This is a genomic window from Pseudoalteromonas sp. AS71 (assembly GCF_038900275.1).
GTDB lineage: Bacteria > Pseudomonadota > Gammaproteobacteria > Enterobacterales > Alteromonadaceae > Pseudoalteromonas.
The window spans coordinates 134,932-152,719 of record NZ_JBBMQZ010000004.1; the positions used below are offsets into that span (position 1 = coordinate 134,932).

The window sequence follows — 17,788 nt, forward strand, 5'->3', positions numbered from 1 at the left end:
CCAATTAAGGATGAAAATAATGCTTACACTGAAAAATATCAACAAAAAATACGCAGATGGTACGCAGGCTTTGAATGATGTGACGATCACTCTACCCGCCGGTATGGTCGGTCTACTTGGCCCAAATGGGGCGGGTAAATCAACACTTATGCGCACACTCGCGTGTTTACAAAATGCCGACTCCGGGCATATTAATTTTAATGGCCTTGATGTGATTAGCCAACCAGATGCGCTTAGATCGCAGCTAGGTTATTTACCACAATATTTTGGCGTGTATCCCAATATGAGTTGTCGGGCGTTACTTGAGCATATTGCCGTATTAAAAGGCATAGATGGTAATGCACGAAAAAACCAAATTAATAGCTTACTTGAACTAACCAATTTGACTCAGTTTGCTAATAAAAAGGTCGTTAATTTTTCGGGAGGAATGAAGCAGCGTTTTGGCGTGGCTCAGGCTTTGTTAGGTAAGCCAAAACTAATTATTATGGATGAACCCACTGCAGGGCTTGATCCTGTGGAACGAGAAAGTTTAAATAATTTACTCGTTAGTATTAGTCAAAATAGGTTGGTATTGTTATCGACCCATATTGTTGAAGATGTAGAAAATTTATGTCACTACGTGGCCATTATAGATCAAGGAGCACTCATACAAAGCGGTGACGTAAAAGAGTTACTAGTTCCTTTAGAAGGTAAGATTTGGCAGCTCGAAAGTTTACCTACGGGCATACCGAATCAGCATGTATTAAGTAAGAGCCATCGCTATGGTAGAGCGTCATTTCGTGTCTATGCAGACACAGCGCCTGCACAAAATGCAATAAACTCGCCCGCTACGCTTCAAGACAAGTACTTTTTTGCACTCAATAAAGGAAGTCAAACATGTTAATTTTTAATGAGTGGCGATATGCAGTGCGCCAACCACTTGTTTGGCTGTGCATTATTATTCCTTTAATATTTTCGGTTATGTTGTCCTCTGGGCTTGCAACAGTTGAAGTTGATTCGTTAAAACAATTTAAGTTAAATATTACAATGCTACAAATGATGCAGTTACCTGTGCTTGTAGGAGTATTGGCACCCGTTATATTTTTACGAGATCAGCACGCGTCAATGCAGGAGCTTATTTATGCTACGCAACCTAGCTTATTTAAGCGCAGTTTAGCAAGAGTATGCTTACTGATTTGCTTGGTTTTTATTATTAGCTTAATTAGCGATTTAGTAATGATATACATGCATGTAAGGCAATTTGGCTATATATCAAATATGGTTTCTTTTACTGTATTTAATAGCTTTTTAGTGTTGTTACCAAATAGCTGCTTTTTAGTTGTTGTTGTTGCCTTTTTTGTTTGCCATAAATCAACGACTTCATTACCCAATTATGTTGTTTTTGCGGTGTTGTGGATAGGCTACATAATGCTTGCAAGTATTACCGGAAATCCAATGCTTGCTGGAAGTAGTATCATAAGCAATCGCTTTTATACATTATTTGTTTGGCTTGACCCTTTTGCATACACCGCCGTAATAAACAGTTTAACCAATTCATTAGGAGCTTCATTTACTATTAATCGCGTTGTTGTGAGTATGCTTGCTGTTGGTATTTTTTATATTACTTTTAGTAAAAATAAAAAAAACACATTATTAAAGAGTCAAAAAGGTAAAAATAATAACGAATGCGTTCGTTACAACACGTTAGAACCCGCTGAATATAAAACTGCGAGAGTCACGCAAAAACCGTTTTTGATGATGGCCAGTTTATACAAAATTACGCTGGTTAATTTGGTTTCACACCCTGTTACTTTACTGATTATTTTTGTTTGGCCGGTGATGGTTTTTAATAGTGTTGCCTCGTCATCTGGTTATGTTGAACCAATGAGTATTATGAGCACCACAAGCCTTGATGCAATTAGCTATTATGCATTTGATATGCAATTGTTGTTTGGCACTTTATTAATGGCTTTGTGGAGCTGGCAAGTAAGCTGTTTCGCTAAATACTATAATATAGCTGAGCTGATCGCTGCCACACCGCTCAAAACATATTACTTTTTAAACAGTCAGTTATTGGTCCTAGGTACTATGATATTGGTTTTTTTAACAATGAGCTTATTAGGGGCGAGTGCAGCTCAGTGGTTTTTACACAGTGCATATCAATTTGAAGTACATTTAACCATTTTATTTTTGATGGCAATTGTGCTTGCCATTATTGCGTGTGTATTTTTGTGTGTATTTAATTTGTGTCGTTCGCAGCTTATTGCGGGTTTGCTAATTGCTGTTATTTTACTGATGAAATTTACACCGATAATGACTTATCTTGGTCTTACGCATACATTGTGGAGTGTTGGTTGGACGCCTTTGCAGGCACCTGATAACTTTTGGGGTTATCGTGCAAGTATAAGTAGTTATTGGCCTTATATATCAGTTTGGTTAGTTGCGTGTATAAGCTTAGTTATAATTACGGGGATTTTTAATCACCGAGGTGCCGGGTTGAGCCGAAGAGTAATGGGGGTTAAACATTTTTGGTTACTTATTCCTTTACTTATCACTGTGGCACTATTTACTCAATTACATTTAAGACTGGTTGAGGAGAAGCCTTTAACCAACTCGCATAAACGCGAGGCATTTAAAGCACAATACGAAAAAGCATTCTCACAATGGCGCAATGTAGCACAGCCAAACATTGTGCACATTGATGCTAATGTAGACTTTTATCCGCATCAGCAGCAAGCTCATTTTTCCTTAATATATACCTTAAAAAACACCCATCAAGATCCTATTAAAAAGATATTGGTTGGGCGCTCTGGTTTTTATACATGGGCCGATATTGAAATCGATGGCGCGCAAAGGGCTAAAAGCTTTCCCTTGCTTAATCAAGCTGTGTTTAAGTTTGAGAATGAAATGCAGCCAGGAGAAATACGTAAACTAGTTACACGGTTTGATGTTCATCAAGCTAAGCTTTGGCCAGTAAGAGGCCATCAGATAATAACCCCTGAATTTAGCTATATACGATCAGTGCCTTTATTGCCGACTGTTGGCTATCAAGATAATTATGAATTAACCGATCCTATACTTCGTCAGCAACACTCACTTAAAGTGAAGTCGGTGATTAGACCCACGAAGCTATTTGCTAAAACGGCGAAAGCAAGTACTCATTACCAGTGGCTTACTATGTCGAGTAAAGTGAGTACAACAAGGGGTTATCAGGTTATAACCCAAGGAGAGGAAATATCACGTACCAGCAAAGATGACCGCGAAATATTTCATTTTGAGACTCGTACACCCATAAATGCAATCCCAGCTTGGGTCACGGTGCCTTATTCCCCTGTTACCAAACAGCAAAATGGCGTGATATTAAACGTGTTTGCTAAAGATAAAAACGAGCCAGCACGAGCGGAGTCTATAGCTGTAAACCTTAGCGCAATGGGCGATACAATAAAATGGCTTAATAATATAAGCCCTTATAGAGCAAAACAATTGAGTTTAATAGGCTCGCCTAGTGTTGGTGCTACAGGTTATGCATTGCCGCAACTTATACTTATTGAAGACAGTGTTGGTTTTAGATCAAAGCCAAGCGCTAATGCAGGCTTTGATCAACGCTATCGCCGTGCAGTTCATGAAACCGCGCATCAATGGTTTGGCCATGATATTGGTAATGGGGTATTTTCAGATAGCGCTTTTTTAGTGGAGTCTATGGCAAAGTATATTGAGCTTGTTGTTATAGAGCAGCGTTATGGGAAAGCGACAATGCAAGCGCTGGTTGAGTATGAAACAACACGCTATGAGCAAAGTATGCTGATGAACATAAAGGAGCGAACAGCCTTGGTTGATGCTACACAAAGCTTTGATCAATATTCGCGAGCAACCATTGTCTTTGCTAAGCTACGCGCTGCTATTGGGGATGAACCCATTATTAATGCGCTCAAGTTGGTTTGGAAAAATCATGGTTATCCAAACAGTCCCGCCAATTCTATGGATTTTATACGAGAATTAAAACATGAAGCTGGAAAAGAACAAGAAAGCTTAATAAACACACTGTTTTTAGAGTAAGTACGTTTAATTTGAACATATATTTAGTAAATCAAAAGCCCTATTATTTTAGGGCTTTTTGTTGCGTGCAGATTATTTTGCATTATTTACCTTTGCTAGTAACTCTATAACTTTTTGTTGACCAAATGTTTGTGCAAACTGCTCGGCTGTTTGACCGGCTTTGTTTTGATGCGCGTTATCGCAATCAAGTGATACGAGTGTTTTAGCTATACTAAATTCACCTCTAAAAATAGCGGCCATTAGCGCTGTGTTGCCTCGGTTGTCTTCCATGCAGGCATTAGCACCTAAGTGTAAAAGCGTGTTAACCGTGTTTTTATTACCGTGATAAGTGGCAATCATTAACGCGGTGTAGCCTTTATTGTTGTAGCTATCGATAGGAATGCCGGCATCTACAAATTGTTCTATTACAGCGGTATCGTTAGTACGTGCTGCAGCAAAGTAATAAGCAAATAAGCTTTGGTATTGCTCTTTTGCCTGATCTTGTGTTTGTTCACTTGAGGTTTGGGTATTCGTATTTTGTGTAGTGGCAGCTGATTGAGCATAAGCACTATTACCAATACTAAGTATTAGAGTAAATATAATTAATAAGTTACGCATAAAAATGACCTTTAAAAAAGAGGAAGAGATTAACTCTCTTCCTCATGGTTGTGGTTGCTTATGTAGCATTTAGCTGGGGTTGTTATGTACAACTAGCGACTTACAATTTAGCTGCAAGTTGTTTAACTACTTTAATGTCGCCTTTTACAGCTTTTGTTAAGCGTGTACCGTATTCAGTATCAGCTTTGTAAAAGTGACTAAGCATTTTGTGTTTAACATCGCTGTTTTGCACTTTACCTAAATCACCCGCTAGGTTATTAACTAGATTTGTACGTTCTTGCTTGCTAAAGCCACGGTATAAAACACCGGCTTGAGCAAAGTTTTGCTGCTTTTTGATTGCGGCTTGTTGTACAAAACCTTTTAGCTCTGTATTACTTCTGCGTGCAATTGGGTTTTCAGCTACGTTTTCTTGGCTTGGCTGGTAGTTCACATTGCTTGTTGTGTTACCAATATTCATTGCGCCGTCTTGGTTGTAGTTAACTACGTCAACTTTTGCACGGTTGATTGGCAATTGCTGGTGGTTAGCACCTAGGCGGTACATTTGTGTATCAGCGTATGAAAACATACGACCTTGTAATAAACGATCTTCTGATGGCTCAATACCAGGAATAATGTTTGCCGGTGCCATTGCTACTTGTTCCGTAGATTGGAAGAAGTTAGTTGGCATACGGTTTAACGTCATTGTTCCTACTTTAGTTTCTTTAATGTCTAACCACATTTTTGTTGCATCTAATGGGTTGTAATCAAAGTCATCAAGCTGCGATGGATCAAGCGTTTTAATGTACAGATCCCACTTAGGGAAATTGCCTCTGTTTATTTCAGTGTATAAATCTTGTGTTAAATGCTGAAAGTTTTGGCTTTGTACTTTAGCTACTTCTTTTGAGTCAAGGTTATCAATACCTTGTTGGCTTACCCAATGAAACTTAACGTATTTAACATCACCCGATTTATTAATCATTTTGTATGCATGTACACCCCAACCGTCCATTTTACGAAGGCTTGCTGGTGTTCCGTAGTCGCTGTAAACCCACGTTAGCATTTGTGTAGAACCTGGTTCGTGCGAGAAAAAGTCAAATACGCGGTTAGGATCTTGAATATTATCAACCGGAGATGGTTTTAAAGAGTGAACCATGTCTGGAAATTTAATTGCATCGCGAATAAAGAACACCGGTAAGTTATTACCTACTAAATCCCAGTTACCTTGATCTGTGTAAAACTTAGTTGCAAAGCCACGTGGGTCGCGCAGTGTTTCTGGGCTACCTTTAGAGTGGATTACTGATGAAAAGCGAACAAATACGTCTGTTTCTTTACCTGCTTGTGCAAACGGTGCTGCAATTGTTAAATCGTCTAGCTCTTTTGATGCTACAAACACACCGTGTGCGCCAGTACCACGAGCATGCACAACACGCTCAGGAATACGCTCACGTGCAAAGCGTTGTAGTTTTTGAATTAGTTGCACGTCTTCTAGTAATACACTGCCACGTTCACCAGCAGTAATTGAATTTTGGTTGTCGCCAACAGCTGCGCCGTTATCTTTAGTAAGTGTTGTTGCTGCGCTAGCCGGTAATGCCATTGCAAGTGCCAGTGCAGTTAGTGTTAATTTTGTTTTGTTTATTTGAGTATTCATTGTCGACCTCATCTATTTAAAAGTGCCGGCAGTGGTGCAGGCTGTTAATCTGTTAACGATAGTATTGATTTTATTAACTTCGGTAAAACTGATTAATTAGATTGATGTGATTTGTAAAATAGATGAAATGATTTAACAGGTGCGCTTTTTACGTTAACGAAATTTTTTTACTACGACCTTGGTCGCAATATGCTTTTATAAAGTTGATTAAATACAAGGGTTTTTAGTTTTATCTGAGCGTATTTTCACCAAGCTGGTGCGTTTTATACTTACAGTGTGTTGACATATTCGTGCAATAAAGGGAATATGCTCAATCGCTGGGCTTATGCTCATTGCTGGGTTGCACTAAAAAGTTGCACAATATTAATCGCGCTTAACTCGTTATACTTAAATTAGCTAAACCAAACAGTTTTAATAAGGTGACAAGATGAATACTAACATTGAGCTGGTGATATTTGATTGTGATGGCGTTGTTATTGATAGCGAAATTTTAAGCGCACAAGTACTCATTAATATGCTTGTTGAAAAAGGCGTTGAGATTGACCGTGCTTATGTACAGCAACACTTTTTAGGCTGCAACTTTAAAACAGTAAGCCAAAAAATAGCGGATGCATTTAATGTCACTCTTCCTGAAAGCTTTGAAGGTGACTACCGCGAAGCACTGTTAAACGAATTTGAAACAGGGCTAACCACGACCGACGGCATAAAAGACGTACTTAACAATTTAGCTGTGCCTATTTGTATAGCCACTAGCAGCAGCCCAGCACGCACCGCAAAAGCGTTGAGCGTAGTGAGTTTAAGTAAGTACTTTAGCGATACGGTTTTTACCAGCAGCGAAGTTAAGCGTGGTAAACCAGCACCCGATTTATTTTTACATGCAGCTAAACAAATGGGTGTAAAGCCAGCGCAGTGTTTAGTGATTGAAGACAGTAAAGCAGGCGTAAATGCAGGAATTGATGCCAACATGCAAGTGCTGCATTACAGCGGTGGGCAACATATGCAAGGCTCTGTTAATCATGTGCGCAGTGCTTACCCAAATGTTGATCATTTAACGCATTGGCAAGATTTTTTTAGTGCATACCCTGCACTTAAAAAGCAGTAAACACGCAGCTTTTTAAATACACAAAGTTTTAAACGCGATTTGCTCGCCTTACTCACTGACAGGTAAGCAAACGCAAAATATAAATGTAGATGGTTTTGCTTTACTAAAAATAAACAAAACACGGCAAAACATCATGCGTTTATAAACCAAATTATAAAAGGCAAAGTATTTAGGTACTATACCAATCTGCTTGAATATGGGGTTTATTTAACTCGTTAAATTATTCAAATAGTTATGCAGATTAGTATCAAATGCTTTGCTGTTAACAATAGGAAATACCATGGCAACGAGTCCACACACACAAACATTTAAAGATGTAAACGAAGAGCAACTTCCTGTTGCTAATAATAAGCTTCACGGCTGGAAACATTTTGCAGGGCTATATGCCGGCGAACATGTTGCGGCTACTGAATTTGTTATTGGCGCAACGTTTGTTGCATTAGGCGCTTCAACCATCGACATTCTACTGGGTTTATTAATAGGTAACCTGTTAGCAATGTGTTCTTGGTGGCTAATTACTGCACCCATTGCAGTAGAAACCCGCTTAAGTTTATATAACTACTTAAACAAAATTGCTGGTAACTCTATGACCAAGCTCTATAACTGGGCTAACGTGGTTATTTTTAGTGTTATATCGGCCGCTATGATCACGGTATCCTCCACCGCCGTGCGGTTTTTGTTTGATATACCAGCGCAACTTGATTGGTATCCAAATAGCTTTTGGTTTGTAGCCATTGTTTTAGCTGTTGGCTCTATTGTTGTGTTTGTTGCTATGTATGGCTTTTCTACGGTTGCTGACTTTTCGAAACTGTGTGCGCCGTGGCTATTTGTTATATTTATTGCAGGTTCGTTCGCGTTATTCCCTGAACTTTCAAATCACGTATTAGGTTCTACTTCTTTAACTAGCTTTAGCGACTTTATGACCATAGGCGACTCCTCCATATGGACGGGCACCAATGCCGATGGTGAAAAGGGCATAGGCCTATTAGAAGTGATTGGCTTTGCATGGGCTGCTAACTCAATTACTCACTTTGGTTTAATCGACATGGCTATTTTTAGATTTGCTAAACGCAAAAGCTATGGCTTATTTTCTGGTGTGGGCATGTTTTTTGGTCATTACTTAGCGTGGATCTCTGCCGGTATTATGGGCGCAGGTGTTGCGGTATTACTTAAAACAACTATTTCATCACTTGATCCGGGCGATGTTGCATACCATGCATTAGGTTGGACTGGTTTTGTTATTGTAATTATTGCCGGTTGGACTACAGCTAACGCAAACCTTTACCGCGCAGGCCTTGCAGCGCAATCTATATTTGTTAATCAATCACGTGAACGCACCACCGCTATTGTGGGTGTTGTAACCGTAATTATTGCGTGTTTCCCGTTTGTATTTTCACAAATGCTTCCGCTACTTACCTACGCAGGCTTATTAGTTGTTCCAGTAGGCGGTATTGTATTTGCTGAGCATGTGTTATTTCCTAAAATTGGCTTAACTCGTTACTGGGCTAAATATAAAAATATTACCCGCAGCGTACCGGCTATAGCATCTTGGGCGTTAGCGCTTGTGTTTGGCTTTGGTTTAAACGCTATTGATGTAATGTCGTTTTACTACTTGTTTATTCCTACGTGGATTTTCACAATCGTTATTTACACGCTATTAGCTAAAAAATACGGAGCCGATGAAGATTACACACAAGAGATTGCAGCAGAAGAGCAAGAGCAACGTGATATTAAAGAGTATCAAGCTGCTGAAGCGAAAGACATTCCAAAGCCAGTAATTGATAGCTCTGTATTTACCAAAGTACTTAATGCAGTTTCTACGGTTTCACTGATTATTATTTTTATATTTGCCAGCCAGGTAATGTTTTTCAGTGAAACTATGAGTATGTACAGCGCTAATAAATCGCAGTTCGAAATAGCCTGTTTTATTTGTACTGTTATTTATTTTGTTACTGCGTACTGGTCGTTAAAACGCCATAAAGTACTCAATACAGCATCGTAATTACTTATCGTAATACAGTATCGTAATTTATATTTTATTTTTGTTTAGTAAGGTCGCACCATGACGCAACATCAACACACTGACGCTCTAGTTACAGGGCTAAACCAACAAAGCTTGGCTCAACTACCAAGCCATGTTGATACACCAACCTACGACCGTAGCGCAGTTAAAGCCGGTATTGTTCATATTGGCGTGGGCGGTTTTCATCGTGCTCATCAAGCGGTATATGTTAACGAGCTTTTAAAAACCCCAGGCTCTGAGCAATGGGGCATATGTGGTGTTGGTCTTTTAGAGGGTAACCGTGGTCTGCGTGATATTTTAAAGCAGCAAGATTACCTTTATACGCTTACTGTTAGACACCCAGACGGTACAATAGATAACAAAGTAATTGGTTCAATGATCGACTTTTTGTTTGCTCCAGAGGACAAACAAGCGGTAATTAATAAGTTAGCGCACAGCGATACTAAAATTGTGTCGCTTACTATTACCGAAGGCGGCTACAACTTTAACCCTGCAACGGGTGAGTTTGATTACAGTAATCCAGATATTATTAACGACATTAATAACCCGAACGACCCAATTACAGCGTTTGGTTACATTACTGCTGCGTTAAAACTGCGTAAAGAGCAAGGTTTAGGCGCATTTACAGTGCAGTCGTGCGATAACATTCAGCACAACGGTAACGTAACACGCAAAATGCTTTTAGCCTTTGCTACAGAGCAAGACAAAAACCTAAGTGAGTGGATTGAGCAAAACGTATCGTTTCCAAATGCGATGGTTGACCGTATTACACCGGTATCTAAAAAGAGTGATATTGATTACGTGGTTGATGCATATGGTGTTAGCGACGAGTGGCCAATTACTTGTGAGTCGTTTACACAATGGGTAATAGAGGACACATTTAGTGACTCTCGTCCAAATTGGGATGTTGTTGGTGCACAGTTTGTTACTGATGTAACGCCTTATGAAACCATGAAAATACGTTTACTTAATGCAGGGCATTCTGTACTCGGTTTATTAGGTTCAATCCATGGCTACGGCACTATTGACGAAACGGTATCTGATGAATTATTTGCCACATACCTACGTGCTTTTATGGATAAAGAAGTAACGCCAAATCTTGAACCACTTGAAGGCATTGACCTTGAAAGCTACAAAGATACGTTAATAGAGCGTTTTGCTAATCCTAATATTAAAGACAGCCTAGCGCGTATTTGCAGTGAAAGCTCAGCTAAATTGCCTAAGTTTTTAATTGCCACAATTAACGAAAACCTAGTACAAGGTCGAGATGTGTCACTGGCAACGCTTGTTATTGCTACTTGGTGCTTATACAGCGATAAAGGTTTAAGTGAAAACGGCGAAAAGCTTGAAATTCAAGATGCGATGCACAAAGAGCTTAATTCTTACGCGCAAGAGACTCAAACTAGCCCGTCTGCATTTTTAAAGTTAACGAGCTTGTTTGGTAAGCTTGAGCATAACGAAGCATTTACTGCTGAATATAAAAAGTCGATTGCTGCGTTGTATGCACCTAATAGTAAAATTAAAGCCATTATGCAGGCTGTACTTGATCAAAAGAGTAACTAATTATGAGCATTTTAATTAATCATAAATCAAGTGAAACCGTAAGTGTTAGCTGTTTTGGCGAAGTGCTGTGGGATTGTTTTGATTCAGGTAAACGCTTAGGTGGCGCGCCACTTAATATGTGTGTGCGTATTAACTCACTAGGCATTAAAGCCGATATGATCAGCGCTGTTGGTAACGACGAGTTAGGCGCTGAGCTACTAGGCGAAATTACTAGCAAAGGCGTAAGCTGCGAATACATTGCTATCAATAGTGATAAAAAAACTAGCACGGTTGAGGTAACGCTCGACAGTGGAGGTTCTGCAAGTTATGAAATAGTTGCAGACACTGCGTGGGATAATATAGCGCTTACAGATGAGTTACTTAGTAAAGTTAAAAGTAGCGATGTATTTGTATTTGGCAGCTTAATTGGGCGAAGCGAAGCGTCTTTAGCAACATTAAATCAATTAGTTGATGTAGCAAACTTCAAAGTGTTTGACGTAAACCTGCGTGCACCGCATTACAAGCTAGAAACACTTGTAGATTTAATGAATAAAGCAGACTTTATTAAATTAAATGATGAAGAGCTATACGAAATAGCAAAAGCGATGGGTTGTAAGTTTCATTCGCTTGAACAAAATTTAGCGTTTATTGCACAGCAAACAAATACCGATTACTTATGTGTAACCAAAGGTAGCCACGGTGCTTTGTTAACAATCAAAGGCGATAATTTTTATAATTCAGGTTATTTAATTAGCGTAATTGATACTGTTGGCGCAGGGGATTCGTTTTTAGGTTCGTTAATATATCAGCTTTGTAGCAACGACGACGCGCAATATGCCGTTGACTTTGCATGTGCTGTTGGCGCTATGGTCGCCGAAAGCTCTGGTGCAACACCTACTTTAACGCATCAACAAATTAGTGAGTTTATGAACCCACTTTAAAAAAACATTGTGTGTGAAAGCGGTTATACGTAAAAGTTTAACCGCTTTTTTTGTGCCTAAAATAAGACGTAGGCGATAAGTGAGTGTTAAGTGTGCATGTTGCGTAAATAGTGACTTATATCGATTATTGTATTAGCTAAACGTCTTATTGTTAGGGTTATGACGCTTTGATAACATCGTCGATTATTCACGGATTGAACAGGCGGGGCGACACACATGCGCTCTATAACACACATACAAAAAGAGAAACGTGCTTTATGATCATCTTTTTTATCTGCCTTACCATTTTAATACTGGGCTATAAGTTTTATAGCCCATTTGTTGAAAAGCAAGCAGGCTTGGATTCAACCGTTGATACACCACAAAAACGCTTTAGCGAAGGTGTTGATTACGTAGCTATTCATCCTGTAAGAGCATTTTTAATTCAGTTTTTAAACATAGCAGGCGTAGGTCCAATATTTGGCCCAATTTTAGGTGCTTTATACGGACCTGTTGCATTGGTATGGATTGTACTTGGTAATGTTTTAGGTGGTGCTGTACACGACTTCTTCTCAGGTGTAATGAGTATAAAAGAAGATGGTAAAAGCTTACCAGAAATCGCAGGCCATTATTACAATGTGGTATTTAAAGGCTTTATGCTTATATTTACTGCCATGCTACTGTTTTTTGTAGGTGTAGTATTTATTATGAGCCCTGCAGGTTTGTTAAGTAACCTTGATTTTTTTGAAGGTACAATACTGGCAAATAACACCTTTTGGGTACTTGCTATTTTAGCGTATTACTTTTTAGCTACCTTGCTACCAATTGATAAAATAATAACAAAGTTTTACCCAATTTTTGGTGCGCTAATGATTGTAATGACAGTGGCAATTGCTATTTCATTACTTATTAATGCGCCGCACTTGCCTGTTCCAAGTGACTTTTTAGCTTACTTTGAAGCTGACCATGCACATGACTTTTTAGAACCAAACCCAGATGGGTTACCAACGTGGCCATTGCTATTTATAACAATTACCTGTGGTGCTATTAGTGGTTTTCACTCTACTCAAGCGCCAATTATTGCGCGCTGTTTAACTAACGAAAAATACGTACGCCCAGTTTATTACGGCGCTATGATGTGTGAAGGTATTGTTGGTTGTGTATGGGCACTTGCAGGTATTGCAGCGTTCCCAGATGGTTACGCTGGCTTAAAAGCATTGCTTGATCAAGGTGGTCCAGGTTTAGTTGTAAACCATGTAGCTAACAGTTACTTAGGTGTATTTGGCGGTATAATGGCAATTATTGCAGTAGCCGTTTTCCCGATTACTTCTGGCGATACAGCGTTCCGCTCACTACGTTTAACCGTTGTTGATGCGTTCAATATTCCGCAAAGTTTACGTAACCGCTTATTGGTAGCGGTACCTATACTTGCTATTGCATACTTTATGACGAAACTCGATTTCTCGTTAATTTGGCGCTACTTTGCATTTTCAAACATGCTGCTTTCTACAAGCGTATTATGGCTTGCCACTAAGTACTTGTTTGACCGTGGAGCATTCCACTGGATTGCGAGTGTTCCTGCTGTTATAGCAACAGCGGTAACGGTTTCTTATATTGGCACTGCAGCAATTGGTCTTAACTTATCAAGCGATTTAGGTAAACCTATTGGCGCTGTAGTGACAGTGATTGGCTTAATTGTTTTAGCAATTGTGCACTCTAAGCATAAAGTTAAACCAACAGCGGTTTAATAATAATCACATAAGTTATTTCAAGCATTAAAAAAGCGAGCTATTCATAATGAATAGCTCGCTTTTTTTTGTGCACTAAATTTAGGTATTACTGAGTTGCAAGTTCAAAGTAACTGTTATCGTCGAGCGTTTTGCTTATCATCATAGCGCCCTCAAGCAAGCTCACTGTTTGAATAGCCGCTTTAGTAGGGTTAAGCTCACCATTAGCTAGGTGCGCAGCGCTAAGCCATGTTAGGTTTTGATTAAAAAAGCGTTTTACTTCAAGGCGTACTTTATCTGGAAGGCTATCGCTTTCGGCTCCTAGTAACCCACATAAACACATTTTTCGGTCGGTAACTAAAGCACTTCTAAAAAGCTGAGTGTACACATCAATAGGATTTTTACCGCTGGCTTTAAGCTCGCTTGGCTCGCCTAACGCAGCTAAAAAAGAATTTGTATATTGATGAGCAAGCTCTGCACCTAAATCGGCCTTAGTCGGAAAGTGATAGTGCACACTGGCACTTTTAATTCCAACTTCGCTGGCAAGCTCTCTAAAACTAAAATTGCTGTACCCGCCAAGGCGTACCTTGTTTTCAGCTGCTTTTAATAAAGCTTCTTTTTTACTCATTTTTAATATTTCCTATCCGTAGCAATACCAATTTTATTAAAACATGATCATTCTATCGCATTAAATAACTTACTAACTGCGTTAAAAATTACTCATATAGAACAACTATATGTCATAATTTTCGCCTTGTTATTGCGCTATTTTCTTAGCGCAATAATAGGTCACCTATTTAATGCAATTGGTATAGTAAAATTATCGACCAGTAGGTAGTTATTTACAAGCGATTTTATTTTTAAGTAACCCCCTAATTTTACAATGAATTAAGTTAAATCCTATAAATCAGAAAAATTTAAACGTTGACTTAAATTTAGTTTAATATTATAAATTACCTATCGGTAGGTAGGTTTCTGCCATTAATTCACTTTTAAACAATAAAGATAGAGATTGCTATGAAAATTTATGATGTAGAAAACTTTCCAAACCCACTTCGTGTTCGTATCGCTTTAGCTGAAAAAAATGCCACTTCAAATGTTGAGTTTGTACCTGTTGATTTATTAAATGGTGAGCACAGAACAGAAGCCTTCTTAGCTAAGAATCCATTAGCAGGTGTGCCCGTATTAGAGCTAGATGACGGCACGTTTATATCAGAAAGTACCGCTATTACTGAGTATATTGATACCGCATTTGAAGGCCCATCTTTAATGGGTGAAACCGCAAAAGAGCGAGCAGTAATTAACATGATGCAAAAGCGTGCAGAGTCTATGGTGCTTGACGCTGTGGCAACTTACTTTCATCATGCAACGGATGGCTTAGGTCCAGAGCTTGAAACGTATCAAAATGTGGCTTGGGGTGAAAAGCAAGGTGAAAAAGCACGCCAAGGGTTTAGCTATTTTAATGATGTACTAGCGCAGTCGGCGTTTGTTGCTGGTGAGCAGTTTAGTATTGCTGATATTACATTGTATGCTGGGTTGGTATTTGCTGGATTTGCACAAATAGCAATCCCGAATGAGTTAACTCATTTATTAGCATGGCAAGAAAAAGTAGCAAAACGCCCAAGTGTTGCGGCGTAATTAGTTTAAAGTTTAAGTGGAGTTACGGTTAGGAGCCAAATATGAAAATTGCTGCCGATTTTAGTAAACGAGTTGTTGTACACAGCGAAACGCTCCCGTGGGTTGCATCGCCAATGGCGGGCGTTGATAGACGAGCACTGGACCGTGTGGGCGACGAAGTTGCTCGCGCCACGACCATTGTTCGTTATGCACCAGGCAGTGAATTTTCGCCGCATGTACACACCGGCGGTGAGGAGTTTGTTGTACTTGAAGGGGTATTTCAAGATGAGCATGGTGACTTTGTGGCAGGTTCTTATATCCGTAACCCACCGCAATCAAAGCACAAACCGGGGTCTGAAAATGGCTGCGTTATATTTGTAAAGTTATGGCAGTTTCAGCCTGATGATAGAACCCACGTGCGTTTACAAACGGACTTGATGCAAAGTACGGCGCACCCTAGTTTTAAAAATGTAGCTGTAACCCCTTTGTACAAAGACGACTTTGAAGACGTAAGCTTGTTGCACTTTAAGCCCAACGCCAGCATGGTTATAAACGCAAAAGGTGGAGCAGAACTGCTAGTACTTGAAGGTTCATTTGATGAGCAAGCCGACACCCTTGTCAAACATAGTTGGTTAAGAGTGCCTATTAATAGCACTGTGAATGTTAAAGCGGGAAGTAATGGTGCAAAAGTATGGCTTAAAACGGGCCATTTAATTGATGTAGAAAACCAGATATCTCGCGTACAAAATGCGTAAATCAGTCGTTTATTTGAGATTATTTATTGATTTAGTTCAGGACTAATTAATTTTAGAAGGTGTACTTTTACCGCTCAGCCTATTTAAGGAGAGCAGTAATGGTACACACAACACATGGTTTATCGATTGGTCTTGAACGTGCAGGAAGAGAGTTTTTTTTAAAACTTAAAGCCGTTGGTACGCTTACTCACGACGACTACAAAATAATTACCCCAATGATAAATTCAGCTCTTGGCGAAGTTAAGCACCCAGTCGTGAACGCCTTAATAGATGGTAGCGAACTTGAAGGTTGGGAACTACGCGCAGCGTGGGATGACTTAAAGTTAGGTGTTAAGCACTCTAAAGAATTTAAAAAAGTAGCTATTTACGGTAATAAAGAGTGGCAAGCTCGAATGGCAAAAATAGGTAACTGGTTTATATCGGGTGAGGTTCAATACTTTGAAAATGCTACCGCAGCCATAGATTGGCTAGACGAATAGCCTGGTTTAAAAACTTAAATTAAAGCACTCTTATAGAGTGCTTTTTTGCTCTATGGGTAACGTTATTAAGTAGTTACATTCGCTTTATTTCAATTGTTAATACTGCTCTATTAAAATACACTCATTATTATTGAGCACATTACATATTATAAAAACAATGAAACAAGTACTTACCTTTATTACATTCCTGATATTTTCTACATCAATACATGCAAAAGATAACAACATATTCACGCCGGTTAGCGATCTTTTTTTAGCTGTTTCTAACGTTGATCACACGCAAATGCGTGCGGCCGTTGATGATTCATTTCTACTTTTAGAGCACGGTGAAGTGTGGACTATTAATGACTTTATAAATGTAGTTAAGCCTTCTGACTTTATAAGAACTAATTATTTCAGTGTTATAAATTCGCGTGTAGTGGGTGATGTTGCTTTTATTAATTACTGGAATAAAGCCAATATTAAAAACACTCAAAGAAGTATTGATATTTATTGGTTAGAAAGCGTTGTTGTATCAAAAGTGGGCGATAAATGGTTGTTATCGCAAATGCACTCTACTCGGTTACCTCAAGATGAAATACCTAAAGGTGTCACTTTCATAAAACAATAAATGTAAAAAATAAGCGTACAGGATTTAGTTTTTATGATTATATCTGAACCAATTTGTCTTTGGTGTTTATACAGCCAAAAATCACGTTGATATTGCTTTTAGCAACTAATGTTCATTTTAATTTATGATTTTTTTAGCAAAATCGTATCTGTTTTAAATGATTCGTTAAGAAAGTAGATTTACCTAGTGTTAAGGTAACCCATGATATAACTTCTTAAGTAAGGTGAAATTATTAAATAACTCAACTTAAAGGAGTATGACTATGTCGTTTAACTTATCTGGAATCATTAAAGGTATTATTGCAGGGTTTATTGGTACATTAGTATTAACCGGTTTAATGATGATGAAAAAGTACGTTGGCATTATGCCATCGTTAGACCCTGTGCAAATGATCACCAATATGGTAGCCGAAAAAACGGGTACGCAAACAAATATGATGGTTGGTTGGATTTTACACTTTGTCATTGGTTCGGTAGTGTGGGGTGTCGCTTTTTCAGTCATTAACAATCTATTGCCAAGCAGCTCACAAGTAATGAAAGGTATTACTTTTGGAGTGGGTGCTTGGTTATTAATGATGATTGGCCCTATGCCGATGAGTGGTGCTGGTTTGTTTGGCTTATCAATGGGAATCATGGCACCCGTGCTAACCTTGGTATTACATATTGCTTTTGGGGCAACGATGGGCTTAGCCTACTCTAAATTAATAAGTACCTATAACAGTAAGTATTAAGCCCGTTATCCAATTATGTGTACT

15 protein-coding genes are annotated in these 17,788 nt (G+C 38.9%); 12 read left to right on the forward strand and 3 right to left on the reverse strand.

Going from position 1 to position 17,788, the window contains the following annotated elements; translation table 11 throughout:
* The first annotated feature begins 19 nt into the window (after positions 1-19).
* On the forward strand, positions 20-883 hold the full coding sequence (locus tag WNY98_RS04530; protein WP_342877256.1) for an ABC transporter ATP-binding protein: 864 nt from the start codon (positions 20-22) through the stop codon (positions 881-883).
* Positions 877-4,035 carry a M1 family aminopeptidase gene (locus tag WNY98_RS04535; RefSeq protein WP_342877257.1) on the forward strand — a complete coding sequence of 1,053 codons (3,159 nt, stop codon included), beginning with the start codon at positions 877-879 and terminating at the stop codon, positions 4,033-4,035. The genes WNY98_RS04530 and WNY98_RS04535 overlap by 7 nt, the downstream gene beginning before the upstream one ends.
* 72 nt (positions 4,036-4,107) lie before the next feature.
* Here WNY98_RS04535 and WNY98_RS04540 read toward each other — a convergent pair whose 3' ends face one another.
* Positions 4,108-4,632 carry an ankyrin repeat domain-containing protein gene (locus WNY98_RS04540; RefSeq protein ID WP_342877258.1) on the reverse strand — a complete coding sequence of 175 codons (525 nt, stop codon included), beginning with the start codon at positions 4,630-4,632 and terminating at the stop codon, positions 4,108-4,110.
* Between the two features lie 100 nt (positions 4,633-4,732).
* Complete coding sequence (locus tag WNY98_RS04545) at positions 4,733-6,259, reverse strand: catalase (RefSeq protein WP_342877259.1); 1,527 nt, start codon at positions 6,257-6,259, stop codon at positions 4,733-4,735.
* Between the two features lie 427 nt (positions 6,260-6,686).
* Here WNY98_RS04545 and WNY98_RS04550 point away from each other — a divergent pair, with 427 nt between their 5' ends.
* The 5 genes from WNY98_RS04550 to WNY98_RS04570 all read left to right on the forward strand — a co-directional run bounded on the left by WNY98_RS04550 (position 6,687) and on the right by WNY98_RS04570 (position 13,594).
* Positions 6,687-7,361 carry an HAD family hydrolase gene (locus WNY98_RS04550; protein WP_342874967.1) on the forward strand — a complete coding sequence of 225 codons (675 nt, stop codon included), beginning with the start codon at positions 6,687-6,689 and terminating at the stop codon, positions 7,359-7,361.
* Between the two features lie 280 nt (positions 7,362-7,641).
* Complete coding sequence (locus WNY98_RS04555) at positions 7,642-9,363, forward strand: membrane protein (RefSeq protein ID WP_024597785.1); 1,722 nt, start codon at positions 7,642-7,644, stop codon at positions 9,361-9,363.
* A 60-nt stretch (positions 9,364-9,423) separates the two neighbouring features.
* Entirely contained in the window at positions 9,424-10,947 is a 1,524-nt protein-coding gene (locus WNY98_RS04560) for a mannitol dehydrogenase family protein (protein ID WP_342877260.1), read from the forward strand.
* A 2-nt stretch (positions 10,948-10,949) separates the two neighbouring features.
* Positions 10,950-11,867, forward strand: a complete 918-nt coding sequence (locus tag WNY98_RS04565) for a carbohydrate kinase (protein ID WP_076924267.1) — start codon at positions 10,950-10,952, stop codon at positions 11,865-11,867.
* Positions 11,868-12,124: 257 nt separating this feature from the next.
* The gene (locus tag WNY98_RS04570; RefSeq protein ID WP_024597782.1) at positions 12,125-13,594 is read left to right on the forward strand and encodes a carbon starvation CstA family protein; all 1,470 of its coding nucleotides are present in this window, start codon (positions 12,125-12,127) and stop codon (positions 13,592-13,594) included.
* Positions 13,595-13,682: 88 nt separating this feature from the next.
* Here the strand turns inward: WNY98_RS04570 and WNY98_RS04575 are convergent, their stop codons facing one another.
* Complete coding sequence (locus WNY98_RS04575; RefSeq protein WP_024597781.1) at positions 13,683-14,201, reverse strand: TetR/AcrR family transcriptional regulator; 519 nt, start codon at positions 14,199-14,201, stop codon at positions 13,683-13,685.
* 389 nt (positions 14,202-14,590) lie between these two features.
* Here WNY98_RS04575 and WNY98_RS04580 point away from each other — a divergent pair, with 389 nt between their 5' ends.
* The 5 genes from WNY98_RS04580 to WNY98_RS04600 all read left to right on the forward strand — a co-directional run bounded on the left by WNY98_RS04580 (position 14,591) and on the right by WNY98_RS04600 (position 17,764).
* Positions 14,591-15,211, forward strand: coding sequence for a glutathione S-transferase (locus tag WNY98_RS04580; protein ID WP_024597780.1), 621 nt, complete (start codon positions 14,591-14,593; stop codon positions 15,209-15,211).
* 41 nt (positions 15,212-15,252) lie between these two features.
* Entirely contained in the window at positions 15,253-15,945 is a 693-nt protein-coding gene (locus WNY98_RS04585) for a cupin domain-containing protein (protein WP_342877261.1), read from the forward strand.
* 98 nt (positions 15,946-16,043) lie between these two features.
* Complete coding sequence (locus tag WNY98_RS04590) at positions 16,044-16,424, forward strand: STAS/SEC14 domain-containing protein (protein WP_002960091.1); 381 nt, start codon at positions 16,044-16,046, stop codon at positions 16,422-16,424.
* Positions 16,425-16,581: 157 nt separating this feature from the next.
* Positions 16,582-17,034 carry a nuclear transport factor 2 family protein gene (locus WNY98_RS04595; RefSeq protein WP_197183545.1) on the forward strand — a complete coding sequence of 151 codons (453 nt, stop codon included), beginning with the start codon at positions 16,582-16,584 and terminating at the stop codon, positions 17,032-17,034.
* Positions 17,035-17,296: 262 nt separating this feature from the next.
* Positions 17,297-17,764, forward strand: a complete 468-nt coding sequence (locus WNY98_RS04600) for a DUF6789 family protein (protein ID WP_342877262.1) — start codon at positions 17,297-17,299, stop codon at positions 17,762-17,764.
* Positions 17,765-17,788 lie beyond the last annotated feature (24 nt).